Below are 23,979 nucleotides of genomic sequence, written 5' to 3'. Positions count from 1 at the left end.
AGAACACCGGCAAGGTGTGCGGCATCGAGCTGCCCGCCGGCCTGGAGAACTCCGCCAAGCTGCCGACTACGCTGTTCACGCCTTCCACCAAGGCCGAGATCGGCGACCACGACGAGAACATCAGCTACGAGCGCTGCGCCGAGATTATCGGCGACGAGGCCGCCAGCGCCATCCGCGACCTGTCGCTGAAGGTGTACGAGACGGCAGCCGCCCACGCGCTCGAGCGCGGCATCATCATCGCCGACACCAAGTTCGAGTTCGGCACGGTGGACGGCAAGGTCATTCTGGGCGACGAGGTTCTGACGCCCGACAGCTCTCGCTTCTGGGACGCCTCCTGCTACGAGGTGGGCAAGGAGCAGCCCAGTTTCGACAAGCAGTTCGTGCGCAACTGGCTCAACGAGAACTGGGATCGCACCGGCAATCCGCCGCGCCTGCCCCAGGAGGTCATCGAGAAGACCACCGAGAAGTACATCTCGGCGTACGAGAAGATTACGGGTCGCAAGTTCCAGTAACGCACTGCGCCGTTCTTTCGAGCGGCGCTTTACTCGAAGAGGCGCTTAATTCCTACGATTTTCTTACGGCGTCCGCTTGTGGGAGTTGCAGCAAGCGGGCGCTTTCTTTATATTGGCATTTCGAGTTTTTTCGTTAGAGCACTATAGATCGAAGAGGAATCATGACTCAACGTAATCCGATGAACGAGCGCTATCAAGGCGAAGCCCCCAAGGGCCAGACCAAGAAGTCCGCGTCTTCGATGAAGCCCAAGACCAAGGCGGCTTCCAGTGTATACGTGCGTCCCGCCGAGAAGACGCCCCAGGAGAAGAAGGCTATCCGCCGCGAGCAGCGCCAGAAGCAGCGCGAGCTGGACAGCAAATACTACAATCCTCCCACCCAGGAGTACAAGAACCTGCGTCGCCTGTGGTGGGTATGCCTGCTTGGCGCCATCGTGCTTACGGCGTTGGGCATGTTCATTCCGCAGTGGTTCCCCAACGTGCCCGGCATCCAGTGGTGGTGCATCGTTCCCGCGTACGCCCTGATCATCGTTGCTCTGTGGCTTGACTTCTCCAAGATTCGCAAGGTGCGCCAGGCGTACCAGATGGAGATGATGAAGAAGCATCCCAAGGAGATCAAGCGTCATGCCAAGACGCATTCTGCCAATCTCCATGCCCAGCAGAAGGAGGCCGAGCGTGCCGCCAAGCCCAGCATCGGCGAGCGCATCGGCAAGGTGTTCGGCATGAAGGGCAAGAAGGAAGAGGCCAAGGAGGCGTCCGAGCCCACCGCTGAGGAAACCGCGAAGGCTGCCGCCGAGGCTAAGGCCGAAGAGGATGCGCACAAGACCATCGCGCAGCTCAAGGCCGAGCGCGAGGCCGAGAAGAAGGCCACCGAGGAAGCCGACAAGGCTGCGGAATAGCCCTTATCTTGTCCGCTGCGCCTGTCAGCGCATATCATGCATCAGTCGAAAGCCCGCCCCGTGCGGGCTTTCGTGCATCGTGGCGCAAAAAGGCGGAGGGCGTCTTTCGCGCGGAAGGTGGTATGCGTGTGGCTTGTGATGCCTCTTCAATCTGCTATACTGCGCCCTTGTGTCGCGCATCGTTGGGCCCTGCGCGCCGTGTATCTGTAGTTGCCCATAGCCCGTGCGGTCTGCCCGCATCGTGGAGAAAAGAGGAATCATGGAAAAAACCGCCGTCAAGGGCGCGTCGTCTGCGCGCACGACCTACGTGGCCGAGGCCGGCCTGATTGCTGCCGTGTATGCGGCCTGCACGCTGGTCGCTCTGCTGCTGCTCCAGGGTTTGGCCTGGGGTCCCGTTCAGTTCCGCATCTCTGAGGCGCTAACCGTGCTTGCCGTGCTCACGCCCGCGGCCGTTCCCGGACTGACCATCGGCTGCGTGATCGCCAACCTTGCCGCCATGGTGATCAACGGAACGGGCGCGCTCGGCCTGCTGGATGTGGTGTTCGGTTCTGCCGCCACGCTCATCGGCGCGCTGTGGTGCCGCAAGTTCGCCGAGAATCCCAAGGTCGCCATGCTGGGTCCGGTGCTCGCGAACGCCGTCATCGTGCCTGCGTATCTGCCTATTCTGCTGCAGGGTCTGGGCTTCTACACGATTCCCTTCACCACCATCAGCCTTGACGGCGCATATCTGCCCATGTACCTGTTCGGCCTGGTTGCTACTGGCATCGGCGAGGCGGCGGTCGTCTACATTCTGGGCACGCCGCTGCTGGCCGCCCTGCGTCGCGCCAAGGTGTTTTCAAAGTAACCGTTTTTGGTGGAAATAAGCGAAAACCGGCGCAAAAGCGCTTCAAATTTTGGTGAAGACATACGCCTTCTTGTGAAAGCCGTGGGCCACCGACGAACGGCACAAGCTATAAAGGGTAAAATAGACGGGTTCGCATCAAAGGCCAAGCGCGCGCAATCCTGTTTTGACGAAGCGGGCGAGCGCGAGGCTTTGCCATGTATCACGAGCCAGCGAACGAGGGACGCCCATTGCGTCCCTCGTTTTGCGCAGTTGTCAAAGGATGCTTATGAACCCGGTAGTTCTGATTCCGACATACGTTTCCGCGAGCCGCCGTTCGCAGGGCGGCGCCGTCACCACCACATACGACCACGCCACGCCGCTGTCCTCCGAGGGCGAGCTGCCACGCTGCCTCGATTCGCTGCGTTGCGTGCGGGGGCTGGGGACCGTCGTCATTCTGGTGGCCGCCGAGGCGGCGATAGAAAACCAGGCGGCAAGCAAGATTCGCGGCATAGCCTCGCAGTTCCCGGATTTGGATATCGTTGTGGTGGGCGCGCCCGAAGCGGCTCTGGTGCGTCAGCGCATGGAGCAGCTGGGCATCATCACCCACGGCGAGGTGGGCCTTTCGGGCTATGGCGCCGTGCGCAACATGGGTCTGCTCATGGCGAACGTCCTGGGGTTCGATGCTGCGGTGTTCGTGGATGACGACGAGGTCATCGACGACGAGGCGTTCCTCGAGCGCGCCATGTACGGCCTGGGCAAGCTCACGCGTCGCGGCGTTCCCATTCTCGCCAAGACGGGGTATTATCTCAACGACCAGGACAGCTATCTTTCGCGACGTTCCACCAAGTGGTACGACCGCTATTGGGAGCAGGGCAAGGCGTTCAACGCGTGGATCACGCGCGCCATGCGCGGCCCGCGCCTCTCCCGTTCGAACCACGTGTGCGGCGGATGCCTGGCGCTTCATAAAGAGGCGTTCAAGCGCGTGTCGTTCGACCCGTGGATTTCGCGCGGCGAGGACCTTGATTACATGCTTGACCTGCGCATGTACGGAAGCGACATCTGGTTCGACAACACGTGGGTGCTGCGCCACCTGCCTCCCAAGACGCCGCGCGAGGGCATGCGCTTCCGCCAGGACATCTTCCGCTGGCTCTACGAGTACCGCAAGCTCGAGTACGCGCGCACGCAGATCGACCTCATGCAGATCAAGCCCCAGTCGCTTCTGCCGTATCCGGGGCCGTTCCTCACGGCCGACGTGGTCAAACGCATCCGGCGCACGGCGCTCCTGCGCTCTATCGGGCGTCCCGACGGCAAGGGCTATCGCGAGGCCGCCAAGGCGGCGAGCAACGAGGCGGCGCACTACGCCGAATCGCACTGCGGCAAATATTTCGAATTCCAGTTCATGTGGCCTACGCTCATGCTGCGCATGGAGAACGACGCCATTCTGAGGACCGCCCTCATGCGTTCGGCGGGCAAGGACGAAAACGGCATGGTTCCTATGGGCGCCGGCATCAACCCGGGTGAGACCACTGAGATCCGCCTGAATCTGGGCGCAAGCGAGTAGGGGAGTCATGGAGATATTTATCATCGCTGCCGTCGTAGGTGTGGGCGTCGGCATTCTGTCGGGCCTGCTGGGAATCGGCGGCGGCGTGATTATGGTGCCCCTGTTCAGGCTGGGTTTCGGACTTGACGCGATCGTGGCAACCGCCACGTCGCTGTTCACGATTATTCCCACGTCCATTTCGGGTATGGTCAAGCATGCGCGCAACAAGACGAGCGTGCCCAAAATCGGCGCCGTATGCGGCTTGTTCGGCGCGTGCCTTTCGCCGGTGGGCGTCTGGGCGGCGAACATCTCGCCCGATTGGCTGATTATGGCGGTGGCGGCTGTGATCATCGCCTATTCCGCCGTGACCATGCTGTCCAAAGCGCTCAAATCTCCCAAGAAGCAAAAGAGCGAGACGCACGCAGCCGAGAAGGCATCTGCTGGCGTGTCGGGGGTTGTATCCGCCGACCTGCAGTGCGATGCCGATGCGGGCAAGGGCGCCGGCCTTGCCGGAGGCGCCGATGCGGGTAAGGGCGCCAGCTCGAACAATGCGGAGGGCTCTGGTCTGGCAGGGGAGTCGCACGAGAGCGCGTTCGCCGCAGCGTTTCGCTTCACGCCTGCCCTCCTCGTCAAAACCGCTGTCATCGGCGTGTTCGCCGGCTTCATGAGCGGCTATGTTGGCGTGGGCGGCGGTTTCGTGATGGTGCCGCTGTTCATCTCGCTTTTGGGCGTGCCGATGAAGCTTGCGTCGGGCACGTCGCTCACGGCGGTGTGCATCTTGGCAGTTCCGGGCGTCATTGAGCAGGCGCTGCTGGGCAACGTTGATTTCGCCATCGGCATCGCCATGGCCGTGGGGTCTATCCCCGGTGCTATTATCGGCGCCAACTTGGTCAAACGCATCCCGGAGCGCACGCTGCGCATCTTCTTCGCATGCTTTTTGGCGGTCGTTGCCGTGGTGCTGGTGCTCAACGAGGTGGGTGTGCTGGCGTAGGCCGATTGCCATACGTAAAGGTTGCTATGCCATGGGGCTGTCGCCATGGGGCTGCCGGGCTTGGAGGCCGCAATGCCATGGGGGCTACCGAGCTTGGGGCCGTGATGCCACGGGCTGTCGCGTTTGGAGGCCGTGATGCCACGGGCTGTCGCGTTTGGAGGCCGTGATGCCGTAGGCTACCGGGCTTTTCGCCCCCGCCGGCCAGTGCAACTCGCACCCACCTCGCTTTCTCAAGCTTGAAATCGAACGCGCGCTATCGGGCTTTTCGTCCCCGTCGACCAGTGAAACCAGATTTTGGGGACATTTTTTCGACTTTACCGGATAATAATGATGGAGAAGGTCGAATTTGAGCGATGTGCGACCCCAAAGCGCTTGTGGTGCATGAGGTCTCGCTATCGCGACCTGGTGCTTTGGTTGCAGCTCATGCGCTGTCTCATGTCAATCGGCAATCCGGCGCCGGGAAAATCGATTTTTTGTCCACGATGGAACGAGTTGCTGTCCCGAATCCGGCATGGAGGGGCTGCATCGAGATACAAAGAGGAGCGCTGATATTCATGGTATCGATGACGATGAAGAACAACTACGCGAAGGCGCTCGACCTGATTCTGTTCGCGACCGCAACGCTTGCGGCCGCCGTGCTGGTGTTGGGCGTGTACCGCCCCGAGGCCATCGGCAACCTCAACGTTGTTGCGGGCATCTCGTTCACGGTCTCGCTCGCGCTGCTCATCTATCTGCGGTTGAACCCTGACAGCGTGCGCGCGCGTCAGTCGGACACCATCCTCAAAATCGCATCCGAAACGCTCGCCTGCCTGCAGAAGGGCATGGACATCCCCACGGCGCAGAAGGTGTGCCGCCTGCTGCTTCCCGCGATCGGGGCGCAGGCCGTCGCCATCACTGACAAGGAGCATATTCTGGGATACGCCGGCCTGGAGGAAACCTCCAGCCCTGGTGGCAGCCCTATTCGCACCAAGGCGACGCACGCTACGCTGGAGGACGGGCGCATTCGCGTGCTGGGAACGCCGGAAGAAATCGGGTTTCCGCCTACGGTGAAAAGTCTGCGTGCCGGCATCATCGTGCCGCTGCGCCGCGGCGAGGCGATTGTGGGAACGCTCAAGTTCTATTACCGCCGCGCCGGCGAGATCACCGAGACCCAGCTTGCGCTCGCCGAGGGCATCGGTGAGCTTTTGTCCACGCAGATTGCCGCCGTCGAGCTCGAGCAGCAGACTAAGCTTGCCACCACCATGGAGCTCAAGGCGCTGCAATCGCAGATCAACCCTCATTTCTTGTTCAACACCATCAACACCATCGCATCGTTGGTTCGCACCGACCCCGACCGCGCGCGCGTGCTGCTGCGCGAATTCGCCATTTTCTACCGCCGGACGCTGGAGAACTCGGAAGACTTCATCGAGCTGATGCGCGAGGTCGATCAGACCATGCGCTATTTTAATTTCGAGGTGGCGCGCTTCGGTGAGGAGCGCCTGGCGCTCGAGGTGAATATCGAGGACGACCTCGAAGACATGATGGTGCCTGCGTTCATGATTCAACCTCTGGTAGAAAACGCGGTGCGCCATGCCATGCCTCAGGAGGGCAAGCTCACGGTGGAGATCGCGGTGCACAGCGAAGGCGACGATGTGATCATCGAGGTGCGCGACGACGGAGTGGGCATGGAGGCTGAACAGGCACGCAAACTCTTGCGCCCCGAGGCGTCCAAGGGCCTGGGTATCGCCATGAAGAACATCAGCGAGCGCCTGCGCGGCAACTTCGGCACCGAATCGCACATGGATGTCGAATCGCAGCCGGGCAATGGTACCTGCGTGCGCATGTTCTTGAAGGACGCGTTGCTTGACGACTAGCGTCTGAATCCCGGCATACGGTAGATTCGGCAGAGTAAAAGGCGTAAAATCAACGGTGAACGGCAATTGCCATAAGGGTAGTCTATCGTTTTATAGAAATTGAAGCCAAACCCGTGCCATTTATGCCGATTCGCACTCACGCGTCATACGATGTGGGATAATATAAAGACGTCGCTGATATCTAGCGGCTGATTTCTGTGGCGATGGAGGATGCAGTGCTTAACGCGATTATCGTAGACGACGAGGCGCCCGCGCGTTCGGAATTGCGCTACCTGCTGGGAGAAGTAGGCGGCGTCGAAGTGGTGGCCGAGGCCGCCAGCGTACGCGAGGCAATCGAGAAGATGCAAAGCTATCCGGTGGACGTTCTGTTCCTGGACGTCAGCATGCCCGAGGTCACGGGCATCCAATTTGCGGAAGCGTTGCAGCGCCTGAGGAACCCTCCTGCGGTCATCTTCGTTACCGCCTACAGCGAGCATGCTCTTGAAGGCTTCAAGGTCAATGCGGTCGATTACCTGGTCAAGCCCGTGGAAACCGATCGTCTTCGCCAGGCCGTGAACCGTGCGAACGAGCACGTCACGCTCCACCTGAAGGTCGCCCAGTCCGAGCGCATCCCCGTGGAAAAGGGCGGCAAGAAGATTCTTGTTCCCATCGACACTATTCGCTACGTGCGCGCCAAGGATGACTACTCCAAGCTCTACACCGACGTTGAAGAGTATTTCTCCACCACGTCGCTGGCGCATCTTGAGAAGCGCCTCGACGGCCATGGATTCTTCCGCGTGCATCGCGGCTTCCTGGTGAACCTCTCGTTGGTGGAGGAAGTCGAGCCGGTAGCCGGCGGAACGCTCCTGCTCACGCTCAACGGCGTCGAGGAGAAGATTCCCGTGTCTCGCCGTCGCGTGTCTTCCCTCAAGAAGGCACTGGGGCTGTAGCCTTCCTGCAACCCAGTTTTCGCGCTTACAACGCATTTCAGAACGCCGCTCGGAACTTCCGGGCGGCGTTTTTTTGTGGGCGCAGGTACAAGAGGAGCGATTTCAGGTTTATAGGACAACAGTGTGCCCTATAAGCCTGACTTCATGCTGCAGTTTTACTGCCCTTTGCGGAGTAGACGTGAAAATGCCATTCCATAGTCCCAGGTCAAAAGGGCGGGCGTTTCTTGGCTACTTACATGCAGCGTTGAAAACTGCAGCGCGAGGCTGTTTGTTGCTTCAACATGAGCTGATAATCCAACCGCATTGGCTGGCAGTGCCCCCCAAATCATTCCGAATGCTCGATATGCGAGCGGGCGCGAGCGATGTCGCGGCGAATTTCGGGCGGCGTGCGCAGGCGGCGCGCAACGTCCACTCCTGCCGCTTCTTCTATCGCGTCGGTTATGTCACTTCGATAGCTGAACAGGAACCAGTTTTCATCCAGATACGCTCCTTCCATGCGCAAAAGGGCGTCGGCCACTTGCGCCGCGTTGTAGCGCCATCCCATGTCGGCGCGAAGCAGGCGCAGGGCGAAAAACGCGGTATAGCAAATCAGAAAATGCGCTTGAATATGTTGGTCGTGCGACACGGGATAGGGCGAGGGCGAGAAATCCGATTCGAGCACCTGAAACGGCTCGGCCAGACGCCAGATTTCGCGGTAAAGATGGAAGATGACGGCCTCAGGCTGCTTCGTCTCGCTCGTGACAAGGTAGAGGTAGCCGTCTAAATCGGCCGGTGGGGCGGCACGGTGGGAATGCCGTGGGTCGTCCGCATCTTTGGACGTGTTTGCCTTGCCGGATGCCAGCGGCGGCTCACCTGAACGCGAATCGACGAGATGCGCCTCTGTCACACTCAACTGGTCGACAGGGGCAAGCGATGCGTCCTCTCGTCCGGTTTCAGGCGGCGTGCTGCGCTGCTCGACGGCATTCGTTCTGCGCAGGCGGGTGCGCTGGGCAAAATCGCGGCCCCAGAGCACGAGCTCTTTGACGGGAACGGTCGCATCTGAAGCGTTAACGCTGGTCAACCTTGACTTCACCTTGTAGCTTCCCGATTGCGTGGCGATGTATCCCTGGGGGTCATCCACCCATGACTGAAGCTCAGGCACCGCGCTTTTCAGCGGCCGATAGAAAATGAAGCCGTCCCCCTGTGCGCCGAGGGCCGCCATCGTTTGCTCGATATCGCTGGCGCGTGAGGCGATAACGACCGCACGCGCGGCGCCGGTATCACGACGTGCCTCGCGGGCGAGCGCCGCAAACTCATCGGGCGTCGGTCGCGATGAAACGAACCGGTATGACACGGGAATGGTGTCCTCGTCGAGAATCATGGCCATGCCTCCCACCTGCGACGCTGCCGCCTTATGGGCCGAGGCAACATCGCCTGTTTCGGCGAATGCGGCGGGCGAGAGCACCACGTAGGTCTGGGCGCGCCGACGCGATCCGCGGATGCGTCGGTACGCTGCGTTCATGGCGCGAATCAGTCCTTCGTCATGGGCGGCAAAGCAAGGAAGTGCCTGATATACCTCAGTAAGCGAGAAGTTGCACGGCCGCGGAAACGACGCTCGGCGTTCCCACGATTCACGCTTGGACGCCACATGGATGATGCGCTCGGACGCGAGCAGTTCGAAAATGCGCCCGGCGTGGGGCGGAAATCCTCTATGACCGGCACGCGCATCGAAGTAATCGTGCACGCCCAGCGCATCGAGATAGGCAAGGGCGATCGCGCATCCCCAGCGAGCTGAGGCCACGTGATCAGGGTCGATTTCGGAATCAGCAGCGAACCTGAGCTCGATGGGAGGGTTTTGCGCGCGTCGCTGTTCGTTCAGGCTCTCAACGTAGGCTTGAAAATGGGCGATTGGGTCGGAGTAGGTCTTCCCGAGGGTGTCGACGTACCCGATGGATTCGATGGTTTTGGTGCGCGTGCGGCCGCCTTCGCGATAGTTTTGGACAACGGAAAGATAGATGCGCCCATTGCGTCGGGTCTTTTTCAGGTGCATAGCGGTTCCTTCACGGTTCGCGGTGGATGCGTGACAGCCGTCTACGAAAGGCGAGCGAGGCGCTGATTGCCGGCGTCGATGTTTCTTTTTGATCCGGCGGCGGCAGCCGAAACGAGGACGGGAATCGAACATGGCCTTTCTGAAGAGGCGGGGTGCCGATACCTCTTCTCAAACAGGGCGACAGCTTCGAAGCCTACGCATCAATGCGCGCAGTTATTTTCATTCTTAGTGATTATACCCCGCATTACCCCGCATAATTCCGACAATAAGAGTATGCTCGACAAATGCAAAAGACCAGGTGAGAGCATATGTCTATTGTCAGCCATCCGTTCACGGGCTTTTAACCAAACCCGCGCATCCTCCCAATGCGCGGGACGGGTAGAATGTGCCGCGCATGACTCCGGCGTCATGCCCGAATGAATTGTGCGGAAAGGACCCATCATGGCTGCCCCCATGAGGCATTACACATATCGCGAAAAAATGGCGCAGGCCAACCGCGAAGCCAAGGCGACACTCATCGTGCTCGCGCTTACCGTTGTCGTATGGATAGCGCTCGGCTTCGGCCTTTCGGGCCTGGATATCCAGCTGTTCCATACGCCCATCTGGGTGCTCGGCGGAACCATCGGCGTGTGGATCTTCTCGATTATCGCCGTCGTCGTGCTGCGTACGTGCGTGTTCCAGGACTTCGATCTGGGCGATGAGGAAGAAGGGAAAGGTGAGCGCCATGAATAACGCTTCCGGCCTGGTGGGCCTGATTCCCATCGTTCTATTCCTCGTTGCCGCGCTGATCGTGTCCATCGTGATTCGCAATCGCTCGCGCAAAGCGAGCGGCGGATTCGTGAAGGAGTACTTCATCGGCAACCGCGGCCTGGGCGGGTTCGTGCTCGCCATGACCACCATCGCCACCTATGGATCGGTGAGCTCGTTCGTGGGCGGCCCTGGTCAGGCGTGGGAGACCGGCTTCGGCTGGGTGTATATGGCCGCCGTGCAGGTGACCACGCTGTTCCTTTTGTACGGAATCATGGGCAAGAAGATGGCTCTGCTGTCGCGCAAGCTGGGCGCGGTCACCGTGATCGATGTCATTCGTGCGCGATATCGCTCCAATGCCATTGCGAATATCGCCGCGCTTATCATCGTGCTGTTCTTTGCCGCCACGATGGTCGCCCAGTTCGTGGGCGGCGCCAAGCTCTTCGAGGCTGTGACCGGCTATTCGTACGTGGTGGGACTGTGCTTGTTCGGTATCGCCGTCATCATATTCACCACCGTGGGTGGGTTCCGCGGCGTGGCGGTGACCGACGCCATGTGCGGCGTTGCCATGCTCGTGGGCATCGCCGTGCTCGCCGGCGGCATCCTCAACGAGGCGGGCGGCTACACCAACATCATGGACACCATCGCGGCGAACCACCCGCAGATGCTTGAGCCGCTGTCGGCGGGAACCATGCCCGTATCGCTCTACTTCACGCAGTGGCTGCTGGTGGGTATCTTCACGTTTGCGCTCCCGCAGTCGGTGGTGCGCTGCATGGGATTCAAGGACACCAAGTCGCTCCACCGCGCGCTCATTCTGGGCACCGTGATCATGGGCGCCATGATCATCGGCGTGACTGCGCTGGGCGTGCTGGCGGCGGGCGTGCTTACGGACGACCTCTCCGCATACGGCAGCAGCATCGACAACATCATCCCGCAGGCCATCGTGCAGACGCTTCCGCCGTGGCTTGCCGGTATCGCCATCATCGGCCCCATCGCGGCCTCTATTTCCACGGTGTCGTCGCTTTTGATCGCGTCGTCGTCTGCCATCATCAAGGACCTGTGGCTGCATCATGCGGCGCAGAAAGGCACCGCGGTCACCGAGCAGGCTGTGTCGCGCTCCAGCCAGATCATCACGCTGGCCATCGGCGCCATCGTGTTCGTGCTGTCCATCGTGCCGCCTGACGTGATTTGGAAGATCAACATGTTCGCGTTCGGCGGTCTTGAAACGGCATTCTGCTGGGTGTTCTTGGGCGCGCTGTTCTGGAAGCGCGCGAACAAGACGGGTGCCCTGCTTTCCATGGCGGGCGGCGTGGCCACGTATTGCATCTGCATGGCGGCGGGCATCACGTTCTTCGGCATGCACCAGATTGTGATTGGTATTACGGTGTCGTTCGTGCTAATGGTGATTGGCTCGCTTGCGGGCAAGCCGAGTGAGCCGGATGCCCTCGAGCCGTTCTTCCCCGAAGAAGAAAAGCCGGCGAAGGCCGCATAGGTTAGGAGGCTGCCTCGCATTTTTTGCAAGGGTCCGGCGAGGCATGCGATAAGGCAATCAAAGGCGGAGAGCTGCGATTCTGCGGCTCTCCGTTTTCGTCCATTAAACTATCGCCCTTGACAATTAATAATACCGTATTACAATCTAAGCGTAATACAGTAATACTAAATATAGGAGGCGGGCATGGATGAAATCGTCACATCGCGTGTGCCAAGCGAGGTAAGACGGCAGGGGAGCGCCATCTTGAAGAAGATTGGTGCCACGCAGACGCAGCTCGTTAACTCTGCATATGATTATTTGATTCAGCATGAATGCCTGCCGACGGATGCCATTGAGCAACTCCCCAAGCCAGGTCATCGCACGCTTACGCCCGAAATGAGGGAAGAGCTCACGCGCTTTCTTTCGGAAAGCACAGTGCAGGTTCCGGAATCCTTCTGGGGAGAAAGAACGTACAAAGATATTCTGGAGGAAGGCAGGAGGGCAGATTATGCGTCTCTTGCTTGACACAAATGCTTTGATCGATTTTTACAGCGCACGAAAGCCACACTGCGATTGGGTGAATAAGCTTTTCATTGCCCAGGCATTCGGTGATGTGGAGCTATGGACATCCGCCAAATCATTTACTGATGTGTTCTATGTGCTCAAGCAGCCCATTGGCAGCGACCGCCTGCAAGACATGATCAACAAAAGCCTGAATCATCTCCATGTGTGCGCGATAGATGGAGAGGACGTCCGGGATTCCTGTCGGCTGCGCTGGGGTGATTTCGAAGACTGCTTGATTGACAGGGCGGCGCAAAAAATCAAAGCTGACGTAATTATTACGCGCGACAAAAGCGGTTTCGCAAAGTCTTCTCTAAGGATGCTGTCGGCTGAGGAGTTTCTGAAAGAAAAGGAAACCTCCGAAGGGATTTCATACGACTGCATTGATTGCTGAGGGTGCGAAGGGCTAACTAAGCCCTAACGAGTCTTCATTAACAATGACGAAGCAAGACGAGCAAGGGGCTCCGGGTTGTTTCGGGGCCCCTAGTGCTTGAGAAGAGATTGCATGCACCGTCAAAGATGCGGGCTATCAGGGGCTCTATTCCTGAACCGCTGTTTCGTTGGCGGCGCGTTTGGCTTCGATTTCGAACAGCACGTGGTTCACGGCGTCGCCGAGGGCGCGCAGCGTGACGCCGGTGTTGTCGGGCAGATGCAGGTGCATGCAGCGACGTCCGCGGTCGATGAGGATAGACAGATCGGCCGCCGCCTGCGCCTTGGCGAGCGCGCCCAGGCTGGTTGCCTCTACGTGCGACAGCGGGATGTCCTTGAGCTCATCGGCGGAAACCAGCAGGAACACGCCGTTGTTGGGGCCGCCCTTCTGCAGCTGTCCGGTAGAATGCAGGTAGCGCGGGCCAATCTCCAAGCATGCAGGAACGCCCATCTTCTCGGCCACGCCATGGCGGATGGTTTCCAGCGCCTCGCGGCGACCTTCGCCGTCGAACGGCAGGAAGGCGTCAAGCGCAAAGTAATCGCCCGGCTTGATGGATTCCAGCAGGTTGCGCAGGGCGTCCATCAGGTTGTCAGCCTTCACGCACGGCGCCATAGTGGCCTCGGCTTCGCCCATGTTCACGGTGCCGATGAAGTCCTCCCTGAGGTCTGGCTCAGGCTGGCCCTCGGCCAGAATCTTAAGCGCTGCCGCTTTGGTGGAGGCCACGTCGGGCTGGTCGAACGGGCACACCTTCATCAGGTAGCCGCACATGGCCGTGGCGTATTCCCACATCACGAAATGCTCCGCCAGCTCGATCACGTTCTCGATGCGGAAGCTCATGCGCGGAATGGCATCGTCCAGATATGCCAAGCTCATGTCGAAGTTTTTGCGCTCGTCCCACAGCGTGTTCTTGGTCTGGTAGGTGATGACGCAGCGGTCCTTGGGGTCCTTGGACAAAAGCAGCGTGTCGACCTCGATGTTGGGCAGAATGCCCAGGCCGTTTTTGCCCAGGCTCTCGGCGACCAATTGCTCGATCCACAGGCCGAGCACGCGGCCGCGCTTCTGGGTGAGGAAGCAGAACTTGTCGCGGCCGGCAGTGTAGTTGTCGTAGAGGAACGATGCGAGCGCGATCGCCGGGTTGTCCACGGCGTCCTCGCTGCATGCGGCTTCGGCCTCTTTGGCGTGGGAGAGGAAGCTTTCCAGGTCGATTCCCACGAGCGCGGCGGGCACCAGGCCAAACACCGAAAGCGCGCTGAAGCGGCCGCCCACCATAGGCTCGCCGGTGAAGCAGGCGCGCCAGCCTTCCGCCTTGGCGCGTTCCTCCAGCTTGGTGCCGGGGTCGGTGATTGCCACCAGGTGAGACGGGATGCGGCGCTCGTCGATTTTCTCAGAGAAGAAAGAAATCACGGCATCCAGCACGCTGCGCATCTCGATGGTGCTTCCCGATTTGCTGGAAACAAGGATGAGCGTCGTCAGCGGATCGATGCCCGCGAGGATGGTGCGCACGCGCACGGGCGACACGCTGTCGAGCGTCTTGAAGTCGAGCGCGTTCTTATCGATTTTGTTGTACTTGGTGATGGTCATGGGCGCCTGAGTGCTGCCGCCCTGGCCGATAAGCAGAACGGTCTTGAACCCCTCGGCAATCACCTCGCGCGCGAACGCCTGGATTTCCGCAGGCGACGTGGGCGGGTTGGTGGCAAGGTCGGCCCATCCCATGAAGTCGCCGGCGCATTCGCACGCGACCTCGTCGAACTCATAGAGCGAGGCATCCTTGGCGTGCAGACGGCTTGCCACGCAATCGCGAACGAGCGTCTTGGCCGAAGGATAGAGCTTGTCAGTCTCGTTGACGAGCATCGTTTCCCCTTTCCCCGGGCGCATCCGCGTGCGTCTGGGAACGGCTTTATGTCATGCAAGAAAACGGCGCACGTAACCGTGCGCCGCGCTATTTGTGTTTCAGTGAGCCGTATTGTATCAAAGTGCCCCTCTGATAGGGCGATTTGTGGAGAAAGCGTTGCCGGCGCCGCCGTCCACCGTAAGAAAAACGCCGCAATATTACGCGGATTTTACATGGGAGGGTGCTTCGGATGCATCGGAATGGACGGGTTCTGCGGCAATTCGCATGATGCCTGGGTTTACGCGGATTTTCTTGAAAGCGCGTAAACCCAGGCATCGAAGAGCTATTTGCTACGACAGGGATGCGAAGATGGTCGGCTTATTCGCTCGGCGACGAGGATGCCTAGGCCTAGGGCTCTAGCAGATACGCGGAAGCTGCTCACCCACGAGCATGTCGAGGATGCGACGGCTGCCGAATCCCGTTTCCAAGAACACCTTGGGGCCGCGCTCGGGTTTGGCTTCCTCCACCTGGCCGATGATGGCAGCGTCGGCGCCGTATTTGTTGGCGCGCATGGCAGCAAGCGCCGCATCGGCCTGCTCAGCGGGCACCACGCATACCATCTTGCCCTCGTTGGCCACCTGGAACACGTCGTAGCCCAGCATCTCGCAGGCGCCGCGCACGGCGTCTTTCACAGGCACGTCGTCCTCGCGGACGGCCATGTCCACGCCGCTCTGTTCCGCCAGCTCGTTGAGGGTGGATGCCAGTCCGCCGCGCGTGGGGTCGCGGAAGCAGCGCGTGTCGGGTGCGGCGGCAAGCACATCGGCGATGAGGCCGTTGAGGGGTGCTGCGTCGCTTTCGATGGGAGAGGTAAACGAGAGGCTCTCGCGCTGGCTCATAATGGCGATACCGTGATCGCCCAGCGTGCCGGAAACCAGAATCACGTCACCGGGCTTGCAGTACGCGCCCGAAAGGTCGCGCCCTTCGGGGATGAGGCCTACGCCAGCGGTATTGATATAGATGCCGTCGCCATGGCCGCGATTGACCACCTTGGTATCGCCCGTGACAATATGCACGCCTGCCTCGCGTGCGGTCTCGGCGATGGTGGCGCAGATGCGGCGCAGGTCATCCATAGGGAAGCCTTCTTCAAGCACCATGCCTACCGAGAGGTATTTCACCTGCGCGCCGCTCGTGGCCACGTCGTTCACCGTGCCGCACACGGCAAGGCGGCCGATATTGCCGCCGGGGAAGAAGTGCGGCGTCACCACAAACGTGTCGGTGGAAAACGCCAAGCGCTCGCCCGGAGCAGGCGCGGGCAGCACCGCAGCATCGTTGCCCTGGGCAAGCTCCTCGCTGCCATAGGACGCCGCGAACACCTCGTCGATAATGCGCTTCATCATAGTCCCGCCAGATCCATGTCCCAAAAGCACCGTAGTATCGTTCATGTCCAATCCTTTTCATCAAAACCCGCGGGCCAAAGGCCCCGCGACAAACTCCCCCGACGCAAGCGAGGGGACGCCTAAGCCGTTTACTCCAGATAGTGCAAGACTCGCGAGGGTCCCGGTGGCTCTGCGGAGGGGCCTGCGGAAGCACTCGATGGCTCAAATCGTTCAAAAACGGGCCATCGGAGCGATGCGCATAGGGAGCCGAAGGCGACCGGTAGCATCGCGGGTGTTCCGCAGGCCCCTCCGCGGAGCCACCGGGACCCAGTAAGTTAGTAATATCTGAAGTAAGCGGCGCAGGATCCTTCCGAGCTCACCATGCACGGCCCCACCGGATTTTCCGGCGTGCACACGCGCCTGAACAGCGGACACTCGTTAGGCGCCATGATGCCGCGCAGCACGTCGCCGCATCGACAACCCTTAGGCTCCTGCGTGGGCTCGATTTCGGGCTCGAAGCGACGCAACGCGTCGAACTGCGCAAATTCCTCGCGAATGCGATAACCGCTGCCCTCGATGGGGCCAAGTCCGCGCCAGGTGGCGGTGCAGGTCTCGAACACCTCGTCGATGGCGGCAAGCGCCACGGGATTGCCCTGCGGCATCACGCCGCGCGTGTAGGCGTTCTCGATTTCGGCGCGACCCTCGTGCAGCTGTCGCATGATCATCGCGATGCCCTCGAGCACGTCGAGCGGCTCGAAGCCGGTGATCACGCCGGGAATGCCGTACTTCTCGGCCAAGAAGCGCCACGGCTCCATGCCGATGATGGTGCTCACGTGCCCGGGCAGAATCAGCGCGTCCACCTTGAGGTTGGGGTCGCGCATCAGCACGTCCATGGCGTTGGGCATGTTCTTGTGCGCGGCGAATACGCTGAAGTTGGCAAGCCCCATGGCCTTTGCGCGCTTGATGGCGATGGCGATGAGCGGCGTTGTGGTCTCAAAGCCAACGCCTACGAACACCACCTGGCGCTCAGGGTTTTCCTTCGCGATAGCCAGCGCGTCGAGCGGTGAATACACGATGCGCACGTCGCGCCCCGCCGCTTGCTCCTTCAAGAGGGAGGACGTCGATCCCGGCACGCGTGTCATGTCGCCGAACGTGGTGAGGATGACGCCAGGTACGCGTGCGAGCGCAATCACCGCGTCGATGTCGTGGTTGCTGGTTACGCACACGGGGCAGCCTGGGCCGCTCGCCAGGCGACAGCCCTCGGGCATCAGGCTGCGGATGCCGTTGCGCGCGATGGCGACGGTGTGGGTGCCGCATACCTCCATGAGCGTGGCATGCTCGGGCGCAAGCTTCTGGATGCTTTCGATAAGCCCGCGCGCAAGCGTCGGGTCTTTGAAATCGTTGGGTCCCACCATGACGATCACGCAGTTTTCAGATCGGCAAGTTCAGGGAATTCGCGAATGAGGTCCAGGGTTTGCTGGGCCTCCTCCTCGCTGACGATTTCGATGGAGAAACCGGCGTGGACCAGCACGTAGTCGCCCACCTCGGCCTGAGGCGTGAGGTCGGTGGCGATGGTGCGCTTGACGCCGAGGATGTCCACCTCGGCCAAGCCGTCGTCCTTTTTCTCAGTTATCTGAGCGGGGATTGCTAGGCACATGGCTGCTCGCTTTCTTCGAGGCGTTTGGCCGCAATAGCGGCTTGTCCGTATGAAATGGACCCGTCGTTGGGCGGGAGTTCTTTGTTCAGGGCCACGGTGAAGCCGATGACTTCCAGCGCGGCGGTCGCGTGTTCCACCAGGTAGCGGTTCATGAACACGCCGCCGGCCAGGGCGACGGTCGTGATACCGTAGGCGGCGTTGGCAACCTGGCAGATGAGGGCGATGGCACCCACGAACGCATCGTGGATCTTGCCGGCGATGATGCCGCGCGGCACGTTGGCGGCCATGTCGTCCAGCACGCCGCGCACCAGCGGCTCGGCGTCGAACAGCACCACGCTCGTGTCATGGGCGGTGCTGTTCTGGTCAGCCGTGTTTTTAATCAAACCGATCTGATACGGTTCGCCCGCTTGGGTCGAATCGTAATCGGAGTCGATGGCGGCTTCTAGGAGAATCGCTGCTTCGCCTTCGTAGGCCGGCTGCGTGCAGATGCCCAGAAGGGCGCTCATGGCGTCAAACAGGCGACCGACGCTCGAGGTCATGGGCGTGTTCAGGCCGCGCTCGATCATCTGGGCGCACAGGTCGGCCTCCGCCTGACCTAGCTCGTCGGTCACAAACGCGGCGGCGGGGTGGTCAAGCAAGTCGAACTCCCACAGCAGGCCGTATGCCATACGCAGCGGGCGCTTGATGCATGCCGCACCGCCGGGCATGGGCACGTAGGCGAAGTTCGCGAAACGCTCGAAGTCCGATCGGTTAGCCAGCAGCACTTCGCCGCCCCAGATGGAGCCGTCGGCGCCGTATCCCGTGCCGTCGAACGCCACGCCGATTACGGCTTCGTCAAGGTCGTTTTCGGCCATCACGGCGGCGATATGGGCATGGTGGTGCTGCACCTCGATGAGGGGCAGGCCGCGCTTGGCGCTTTCTTCGTGCGCCCATTTGGTTGCCAGATATTCGGGGTGCATGTCGCAGGCGAGCGCTTCGGGCTGGGCATCGAACAGCTTCTCGTAGTGGGCCTTCGCGTCAAGCCACGCATCGAACGTCGCGGCGTTTTCCATGTCGCCAATATGCTGGCTCACGAACGCGTCCTCGCCGCGCAGCAGCGTAAAGGTGGATTTTTGCTCTGGTCCGGCAGCAATTATTGTGGGCGAAGACCCTTCGCTGCGCTTGATTTTCACCGGCAGGGGGGCGTAGCCGCGGGCGCGGCGCACCGATTGGATGGCCTCGCCGGCGCTGCCGGCCTTGATGACGCGCACCACCGAATCGTCGAAGCGGCACAGAATGGGGCGGTTGTTGCCCAGAAAGACGTCCGCCACCTCATGCAGCGCTTCCCAGGCTTCGTCGTCATCGGTCTGGATGGGCTCGTCGTGAATGTTGCCCGACGTCATGACGAGCGGCCCACCGAACGCGGACAGCAGCAGGTGCTGCAGCGGGGTATAGGGCAGCATCACGCCCAGTTCGGGCAGCGCATCGGCCAGGCCGGGGGCAAAGCGCGCGCCCGGCTTTTTCTTCAGCAGCACGATGGGGTGCTGCGGGCTGTTGAGCAGGCGCTCCTCGGCATCGTTCACTTCGCAGTAGTCGAGCACGTGAGCCATATTGGGCATCATGACGGCGAAAGCCTTGCCCTCGCGGCGCTTGCGACGGCGCAGCTCGGCGATGGCCTTCTCATTGCTCGCGTCGCATGCCAGGTGGAATCCGCCTAAGCCTTTGATAGCGGCAATCTGGCCACGACGCAGGGCGCTTACGACCAAATCAATAATCTCGTCGCTGCGCTCGCGCGTATCGCCCCAGATCACATTGCTTTTGTCGACATCGAGCGAATCGCGCCACGAGATCCACGGCCCGCATTCGAAGCAGGCATCGGGCTGCGCGTGGAAGCGGCGGTCTTCAGGGTTTGCGTATTCGGCTGCGCACGCCTCGCACATCTCGAAGCGCTTCATCGACGTCTTGGGGCGGTCGTACGGAAGCCCCTCGATGATGGTGAAACGGGGGCCGCAATTGGTGCAGTTGATGAACGGATAGTGGTAGCGGCGGTCGGACGGGTCGAACAGCTCGCGGAAGCAATCATCGCAGGTGGCGAGATCGGGCGACACGAGCGTGGTGGCGGCTGCTGCGGCATCGTCGGAGTAGCGGATAGAGAAATCGGCAAAATCTTCCAGCGGCGCCTCATGCATGAGGATCTCGTCCACACGCGCCGCGGCGGGGGAATGCTCGGAAATTTCGATGACGAACGAATCGATGTCGTGCGGCTCGCCCTCCGCATGGATGAACACGCCCGCCGTTGCGTTGAGCACCCATCCCTTCAAGGCGTATTTGCGCGCAAGGTTGTAGACGAAGGGACGGAACCCCACCCCCTGCACAATGCCGTGAACTTCTATGTCGAGCGCTTCGGTCATGGTGTACCTCGGATGCTTGGTGGTCATATCCCGCCGGGCTAGCGGCTCATCTGGAACGGCGCCGCCGTGGGGGTGTGCGGATGCGCGCGGGCAAAGGCGCGCGCCTGTGACCCGCCCTGATGGCTGTCGTAGAGACTGTACCCGGTCGAGGTGAGCGTGAGGTGTCCGTGTGTGACGCCTTTCGTGCCCAGGATGATGTTGGAAACCGCCTGGATGAGCCCGCTTTCGCCGCGCAGAATCACCACCTCCATGCACATGTTCGCATCGAGATGCACGTGCAGGGAGGTCACGATCTGCTCGTAGAACTCGTGCTGGATGCTGTCGAGCTTTTCGCGCACGGCGCCGGTATGGTGGTCGTAGACGATGGTGAGCGTGCCCATCACCTCTTCGCCCGGCATGGAGCACTCCTCCTCGGCCAGCGCGTCGCGCACCAGATCGCGAATCACTTCGCTGCGGTTTTTGGCCAGCCCGCGCTTCGCCACCAGGGCGTCGAAGCGCATGAGCAGGCTTTCGGGCATCGTGACCGAGAAGCGGGCGAGATCCTGGCCCATGGCTACACCAGTTCGACGGTCACGCCGCTTGCGTCGCGGGCGTCATCTTCCAGGGCGTCCTTCGCGTCATCGAGCAGCGCGCGGATGTCGTCGAGCATGGTCATGGCGGTGTGGAGCTTTTCGCCCACGGTTTCAAAGCCAGCGTCCTCAGCCTTGTGAGCGAGGTTATGGGTCCAGCGGCGCTCCAGCTTGATATGGTCATCAATCTGCTCGATCATCATTTCGAACTGGTCGGTGTTAATTCCGTTCGTGCACATGATTTCCTCCTACTTTGTGTAGCGCCTGCCTTGCGCTCAGGGATGTGTTGCGCGGGCGGCTCGCGAGCGCTCAGAGCTCAGTGCTGAGCGCGGGCCCTTCTCGACGAACGCCCCTGACGTTTTGCCGACTAACTTCGGTCCCGTTTCCATCCTTTATTGAGGAGCGGGTTCGTTGGGGCTATTATTGCTACTTGTGGGGTGCCAATGTAAAGAGTGGGCAAGGAAACGGTGTGAAAAAACCTGCAAAAAGTAACATGTACGTGAATGCCAAGCTTGAAAGCCTGGCGCCGTTTGATGCGGCGATCGACGGGGACGTTGACGCGTCTGCCTGCATCGTGTCGTATGGCGCGCTTCCGGCGGGCGTGAAAACGGCTTTCGAAGCCGCGTGCAACGGCGTAGGCATGCCGGATCCTGTGTATCTCGACGCATCTCAACTTGCGCCTGCGGATGCTTTCGCAGCGCTCGAGGGATTGGACCCTGAGGCGGTTATCATTGCCGATGATGTGGCGGCGGCGTTGCTTGCGCAGGCGTACCGCTGCGAAGTGGCGACCGACACCTACGGCCGCCTGTTCGGCAGGCCGTACGTGGCGTTCACATCGTTCGAGGCGGATTTGGCGCAAGAGCGCACCAAGCAGCGTGATTGGGCGTTATTAAAGACATTGCGCCGTTCTTCCGAACGGCGCAAGCACGCATGAGGCGCTACGACGCTGTGCGGTCGTGAGGCACGCCATCTAGGGCCTTGTGCGCTTTCCTTCGCGTACCAAAGTACGCTCAGCCGCGCGGCGGCCCTATATGCCGCACCTCACGACCGCTCGCTGTTTCGTTCCTCTTCTCGATGATCTGCCGGCCGACGTAACTAGCCGACGCTGCGGTCGAATCTGGCGACCATCTTGCCCTGCAATCGTCGCTTGCGTACGAAGTACGCGGCGCTCCTCTTTTAGGGCAATATGGCTCGCCAGATTCGACCTCGCTGACTTTTGATTGACCTGCAAGTCAAAAAGCGGCGCAAGCACGCATGAGGGTTACGAGGCGCGGCGCGCTTCTTCCTCTTCGGCGGCGAGCTCGGCCATGTGGGCCTCGCCCCAGGTGCGCATGGCGTTGATGACAGGCGCCAGGCTTGCGCCGCGTTCGGTGAGCGTGTACTCGACGCGCGGGGGAACCTCGGCGAACACTTCGCGCATGAGCAGGCCGTCGTCCTCCATGGCGCGGAGGTTGGACGTGAGCACCTTCTGAGAAATGGTTCCGATGGATTTTTTCAACTCGCCGAAGCGCTTGGTGCCGGTGAGCAGGTCGCGCAGAATGAGAACCTTCCACTTATCCGAGATAAGGGAAAGCGTAGCTTCAACGGGGCATGCGGTGCGGGATAGCTTTGTTGCCATGCGGCTTAGGTCCTTTCGCTCGTGCGGTGTTTGTAGTGTGGTTAAGCGAAACTTGAATATTGAATTGCAATCAGGCTGCTAGTATCCCACAGAAACCTGATTACTTCAATCAGTTTTTTATCATTGTTCACAACCTGCCCGGTTCTGTACCGGTTCCAAGATTCTTCTTGCAAACGAGCGATTAAATGCTATCTTGCACGCAGGTGATTTGAAGCACGCCCGCTGCGAGCGCGCTTCTCTCAGTGTCAGTGTCAATTGATTTAATAAATTCGGAAGGAGAGTACCGCTATGGCTCATCCCGTGCTTGAGACCGAAGAGTGCATCGGCTGCGGTATCTGCGTTGAGGCTTGCGAGCAGGGCGTCCTGGACATCGTGGACGGCGTCGTTGAGGCTGTTGACGAGGACGCTTGCATCGCGTGCGGCGACTGCGTTGAGGCGTGCCCCATGGGCTGCATCCCCGAGATCGCCGAGGACTAGTTCCGCGCGACGCGCGAACGGTCGGCTAGAGGCGAGCATGGCTTAGGCTTCGCGATCGGGCTCTTCCGCAGTTGGCGCACGGCTTAGTATGCATGGCTGCCCCGTTCGGCTTTCGCGCCGGGCGGGGCAGCTGCTTTTGGGCGGTGGGAATGTTCCCCGCCATGAAAAAAGGATTTCGTGGACGTTATTTCGAGTTTACCGGGAATTTGAGGCCAAAAAGTCCGTCTTGTCGAAACTGTTGGATTGCCTCGGGGTGCAATATGCGCTCGCTATAAGAGCGAGGTTGCGTATTTCGAGGTCGGGCAGCTTCAGCAAACAAGTATGTGAGACCCTGGTCGAATGATGGCCCGGTAAAGTCGCAAAAACGTCCATGAATTTAAGAATTCTTGTCCCTGCCGTCAGTTTATGCTTGATAGCTCTGCCTTTGATGGGCGGGGTAGGCGTATAGGAGGATACGAATGGCCGCTCACCCCGATTTTGATGCTTTTGTCGCGACCATCGCGCAGCTGCGTGCGCCCGACGGGTGCCCGTGGGATCGTGCGCAGACCCATCAGAGCATCGCGCACAACATGATTGAAGAAGCGTATGAGGCGGTTGACGCCATCGAGGCCGACGACGTGAAGCATCTGCGCGAGGAGCTGGGCGATGTGCTTTTGCAGGTGGTGCTGCAGGCGCAGATTGCTGCCGATGCGGGCGAGTTCACGATCGACGACGTGTGCCGCGACATCAATGATAAGATGGTGCGCAGGCATCCCCATATATTCGGCGACGTGAAGGCGCAGTCTGCCGACCAGGTGGGTGACATCTGGGATCAAGTGAAGATGGAGGAGCGCAAGGCGGCGGCGGCATCCGTCTCGGCGGCTGGTCAGACGGAGCGCAAAGGTTTGCTTGACGGCGTCCCCACGAGCTTCCCGGCGCTTATGCAGGCGCAGAAGATTTCGCGCAAAGCCGTTGCTGCGGGCTTCGAATGGCCCGATGAAGAAGGCGTGTGGGAAAAGGTGGCCGAAGAGGTCGAGGAATTCAAGAGCGCAGCCCCCGAGGATGCCGAACTGGAGTTTGGCGATGTGCTGTTTTCGCTGGTCAACGTGGCGAGATGGCGAGGAATCGACGCGGAAAACGCCCTGCGTGCAACATGCGCGAAGTTCCGTCGCCGCTGGGCGTTCATCGAAGGCGCCGCATGGGCGCAAGGCAAGGACGCTGCCGATTTGACCATCGACGAGCAAGAGGCCCTCTGGCAGGAGGCCAAACGTCGGGAACGCGACGGCGGGCAGAAGTAAAT

At 60.7% G+C, this 23,979-nt stretch carries 23 protein-coding genes; 14 read left to right on the top strand and 9 right to left on the bottom strand.

The genetic code is table 11. The features are described 5' to 3' along the window. The 7 genes from Q0J60_RS00265 to Q0J60_RS00235 all read left to right on the top strand — a co-directional run. On the top strand, positions 1-512 hold a 512-nt coding region (locus tag Q0J60_RS00265; RefSeq protein ID WP_294438187.1), incomplete at its 5' end, for a phosphoribosylaminoimidazolesuccinocarboxamide synthase. A gap of 161 nt (positions 513-673) precedes the next feature. Beyond that, complete coding sequence (locus Q0J60_RS00260) at positions 674-1,408, top strand: hypothetical protein (RefSeq protein WP_294438186.1); 735 nt, start codon at positions 674-676, stop codon at positions 1,406-1,408. Between the two features lie 259 nt (positions 1,409-1,667). Next, positions 1,668-2,252 carry a QueT transporter family protein gene (locus Q0J60_RS00255; protein ID WP_294438185.1) on the top strand — a complete coding sequence of 195 codons (585 nt, stop codon included), beginning with the start codon at positions 1,668-1,670 and terminating at the stop codon, positions 2,250-2,252. A 265-nt stretch (positions 2,253-2,517) separates the two neighbouring features. Then, complete coding sequence (locus Q0J60_RS00250) at positions 2,518-3,792, top strand: glycosyltransferase family 2 protein (protein ID WP_294438184.1); 1,275 nt, start codon at positions 2,518-2,520, stop codon at positions 3,790-3,792. A 7-nt stretch (positions 3,793-3,799) separates the two neighbouring features. Beyond that, a complete protein-coding gene (locus Q0J60_RS00245; RefSeq protein WP_294438183.1) occupies positions 3,800-4,762 on the top strand; it encodes a sulfite exporter TauE/SafE family protein in 963 nt (320 codons plus the stop codon). Positions 4,763-5,325: 563 nt separating this feature from the next. After that, the gene (locus Q0J60_RS00240) at positions 5,326-6,615 is read left to right on the top strand and encodes a histidine kinase (RefSeq protein ID WP_294438189.1); all 1,290 of its coding nucleotides are present in this window, start codon (positions 5,326-5,328) and stop codon (positions 6,613-6,615) included. A 215-nt stretch (positions 6,616-6,830) separates the two neighbouring features. Then, positions 6,831-7,544: a LytTR family DNA-binding domain-containing protein gene (locus tag Q0J60_RS00235; protein WP_294438182.1), complete on the top strand. Its 714-nt coding sequence runs from the start codon at positions 6,831-6,833 to the stop codon at positions 7,542-7,544. 325 nt (positions 7,545-7,869) lie between these two features. Here the strand turns inward: Q0J60_RS00235 and Q0J60_RS00230 are convergent, their stop codons facing one another. Continuing rightward, on the bottom strand, positions 7,870-9,573 hold the full coding sequence (locus Q0J60_RS00230) for a hypothetical protein (RefSeq protein WP_294438181.1): 1,704 nt from the start codon (positions 9,571-9,573) through the stop codon (positions 7,870-7,872). A gap of 441 nt (positions 9,574-10,014) precedes the next feature. Between Q0J60_RS00230 and Q0J60_RS00225 the strand changes: the two genes are divergently transcribed. The 4 genes from Q0J60_RS00225 (at position 10,015) to Q0J60_RS00210 (ending at position 12,746) form a co-directional block, all read left to right on the top strand. Next, entirely contained in the window at positions 10,015-10,305 is a 291-nt protein-coding gene (locus Q0J60_RS00225; RefSeq protein ID WP_294438180.1) for a YhdT family protein, read from the top strand. Next, positions 10,298-11,812 (top strand): sodium/pantothenate symporter, encoded by a 1,515-nt coding sequence (gene panF, locus Q0J60_RS00220; protein ID WP_294438179.1) that lies wholly within the window; start codon positions 10,298-10,300, stop codon positions 11,810-11,812. Before Q0J60_RS00225 ends, panF begins: the two co-directional genes overlap by 8 nt. 183 nt (positions 11,813-11,995) lie before the next feature. Then, positions 11,996-12,316, top strand: a complete 321-nt coding sequence (locus Q0J60_RS00215) for a hypothetical protein (RefSeq protein ID WP_294438178.1) — start codon at positions 11,996-11,998, stop codon at positions 12,314-12,316. Continuing rightward, positions 12,300-12,746 carry a PIN domain-containing protein gene (locus Q0J60_RS00210; RefSeq protein ID WP_294438177.1) on the top strand — a complete coding sequence of 149 codons (447 nt, stop codon included), beginning with the start codon at positions 12,300-12,302 and terminating at the stop codon, positions 12,744-12,746. Before Q0J60_RS00215 ends, Q0J60_RS00210 begins: the two co-directional genes overlap by 17 nt. A 144-nt stretch (positions 12,747-12,890) precedes the next feature. On the opposite strand, the gene Q0J60_RS00205 is transcribed toward Q0J60_RS00210, so the two are convergent. From Q0J60_RS00205 to Q0J60_RS00175, 7 genes are all read right to left on the bottom strand, one after another. After that, positions 12,891-14,633 (bottom strand): glucose-6-phosphate isomerase, encoded by a 1,743-nt coding sequence (locus tag Q0J60_RS00205; RefSeq protein WP_294438176.1) that lies wholly within the window; start codon positions 14,631-14,633, stop codon positions 12,891-12,893. 396 nt (positions 14,634-15,029) lie between these two features. After that, on the bottom strand, positions 15,030-16,055 hold the full coding sequence (gene hypE / locus Q0J60_RS00200; protein ID WP_294438175.1) for a hydrogenase expression/formation protein HypE: 1,026 nt from the start codon (positions 16,053-16,055) through the stop codon (positions 15,030-15,032). 269 nt (positions 16,056-16,324) lie between these two features. Next, a complete protein-coding gene (gene hypD / locus Q0J60_RS00195; RefSeq protein ID WP_294438173.1) occupies positions 16,325-17,404 on the bottom strand; it encodes a hydrogenase formation protein HypD in 1,080 nt (359 codons plus the stop codon). Between the two features lie 5 nt (positions 17,405-17,409). Beyond that, entirely contained in the window at positions 17,410-17,646 is a 237-nt protein-coding gene (locus tag Q0J60_RS00190; RefSeq protein ID WP_294438172.1) for a HypC/HybG/HupF family hydrogenase formation chaperone, read from the bottom strand. Continuing rightward, the gene (hypF, locus tag Q0J60_RS00185) at positions 17,637-20,036 is read right to left on the bottom strand and encodes a carbamoyltransferase HypF (protein ID WP_294438188.1); all 2,400 of its coding nucleotides are present in this window, start codon (positions 20,034-20,036) and stop codon (positions 17,637-17,639) included. The genes Q0J60_RS00190 and hypF overlap by 10 nt, the downstream gene beginning before the upstream one ends. Positions 20,037-20,074: 38 nt before the next feature. Further along, positions 20,075-20,587, bottom strand: a complete 513-nt coding sequence (gene nikR, locus Q0J60_RS00180) for a nickel-responsive transcriptional regulator NikR (RefSeq protein WP_294438171.1) — start codon at positions 20,585-20,587, stop codon at positions 20,075-20,077. Between the two features lie 2 nt (positions 20,588-20,589). Then, a complete protein-coding gene (locus tag Q0J60_RS00175) occupies positions 20,590-20,844 on the bottom strand; it encodes a dynein gamma chain protein (protein WP_123209528.1) in 255 nt (84 codons plus the stop codon). Between the two features lie 230 nt (positions 20,845-21,074). Here Q0J60_RS00175 and Q0J60_RS00170 point away from each other — a divergent pair, with 230 nt between their 5' ends. Beyond that, a complete protein-coding gene (locus tag Q0J60_RS00170) occupies positions 21,075-21,539 on the top strand; it encodes a hypothetical protein (RefSeq protein WP_294438170.1) in 465 nt (154 codons plus the stop codon). A gap of 327 nt (positions 21,540-21,866) precedes the next feature. Here the strand turns inward: Q0J60_RS00170 and Q0J60_RS00165 are convergent, their stop codons facing one another. Further along, entirely contained in the window at positions 21,867-22,223 is a 357-nt protein-coding gene (locus Q0J60_RS00165; RefSeq protein WP_294438169.1) for a helix-turn-helix domain-containing protein, read from the bottom strand. A 288-nt stretch (positions 22,224-22,511) separates the two neighbouring features. On the opposite strand from Q0J60_RS00165, the gene Q0J60_RS00160 reads away from it, so the two are divergent. Beyond that, positions 22,512-22,700: a 4Fe-4S binding protein gene (locus tag Q0J60_RS00160; RefSeq protein ID WP_294438168.1), complete on the top strand. Its 189-nt coding sequence runs from the start codon at positions 22,512-22,514 to the stop codon at positions 22,698-22,700. 458 nt (positions 22,701-23,158) lie between these two features. Continuing rightward, positions 23,159-23,977: a nucleoside triphosphate pyrophosphohydrolase gene (mazG, locus tag Q0J60_RS00155; protein WP_294438167.1), complete on the top strand. Its 819-nt coding sequence runs from the start codon at positions 23,159-23,161 to the stop codon at positions 23,975-23,977. Positions 23,978-23,979 lie beyond the last annotated feature (2 nt).

The organism is uncultured Slackia sp., from assembly GCF_944321625.1.
Lineage (GTDB): Bacteria > Actinomycetota > Coriobacteriia > Coriobacteriales > Eggerthellaceae > Slackia.
The sequence above is the reverse complement of the archived record's forward strand: the minus strand, read 5'-3'. Positions and strand labels throughout refer to the sequence as shown.

Coding starts and splice junctions, on each gene's coding strand:
- Q0J60_RS00260 (WP_294438186.1), top strand. CDS start 674: ATGACTCAACGTAATCCGATGAACGAGCGCTATCAAGGCGAAGCCCCC.
- Q0J60_RS00255 (WP_294438185.1), top strand. CDS start 1,668: ATGGAAAAAACCGCCGTCAAGGGCGCGTCGTCTGCGCGCACGACCTAC.
- Q0J60_RS00250 (WP_294438184.1), top strand. CDS start 2,518: ATGAACCCGGTAGTTCTGATTCCGACATACGTTTCCGCGAGCCGCCGT.
- Q0J60_RS00245 (WP_294438183.1), top strand. CDS start 3,800: ATGGAGATATTTATCATCGCTGCCGTCGTAGGTGTGGGCGTCGGCATT.
- Q0J60_RS00240 (WP_294438189.1), top strand. CDS start 5,326: ATGACGATGAAGAACAACTACGCGAAGGCGCTCGACCTGATTCTGTTC.
- Q0J60_RS00230 (WP_294438181.1), bottom strand. CDS start 9,573: ATGCACCTGAAAAAGACCCGACGCAATGGGCGCATCTATCTTTCCGTT.
- Q0J60_RS00225 (WP_294438180.1), top strand. CDS start 10,015: ATGGCTGCCCCCATGAGGCATTACACATATCGCGAAAAAATGGCGCAG.
- panF (WP_294438179.1), top strand. CDS start 10,298: ATGAATAACGCTTCCGGCCTGGTGGGCCTGATTCCCATCGTTCTATTC.
- Q0J60_RS00215 (WP_294438178.1), top strand. CDS start 11,996: ATGGATGAAATCGTCACATCGCGTGTGCCAAGCGAGGTAAGACGGCAG.
- Q0J60_RS00210 (WP_294438177.1), top strand. CDS start 12,300: ATGCGTCTCTTGCTTGACACAAATGCTTTGATCGATTTTTACAGCGCA.
- Q0J60_RS00205 (WP_294438176.1), bottom strand. CDS start 14,633: ATGCTCGTCAACGAGACTGACAAGCTCTATCCTTCGGCCAAGACGCTC.
- hypE (WP_294438175.1), bottom strand. CDS start 16,055: ATGAACGATACTACGGTGCTTTTGGGACATGGATCTGGCGGGACTATG.
- hypD (WP_294438173.1), bottom strand. CDS start 17,404: ATGGTGGGACCCAACGATTTCAAAGACCCGACGCTTGCGCGCGGGCTT.
- Q0J60_RS00190 (WP_294438172.1), bottom strand. CDS start 17,646: ATGTGCCTAGCAATCCCCGCTCAGATAACTGAGAAAAAGGACGACGGC.
- hypF (WP_294438188.1), bottom strand. CDS start 20,036: ATGACCGAAGCGCTCGACATAGAAGTTCACGGCATTGTGCAGGGGGTG.
- nikR (WP_294438171.1), bottom strand. CDS start 20,587: ATGGGCCAGGATCTCGCCCGCTTCTCGGTCACGATGCCCGAAAGCCTG.
- Q0J60_RS00175 (WP_123209528.1), bottom strand. CDS start 20,844: ATGTGCACGAACGGAATTAACACCGACCAGTTCGAAATGATGATCGAG.
- Q0J60_RS00165 (WP_294438169.1), bottom strand. CDS start 22,223: ATGGCAACAAAGCTATCCCGCACCGCATGCCCCGTTGAAGCTACGCTT.
- Q0J60_RS00160 (WP_294438168.1), top strand. CDS start 22,512: ATGGCTCATCCCGTGCTTGAGACCGAAGAGTGCATCGGCTGCGGTATC.
- mazG (WP_294438167.1), top strand. CDS start 23,159: ATGGCCGCTCACCCCGATTTTGATGCTTTTGTCGCGACCATCGCGCAG.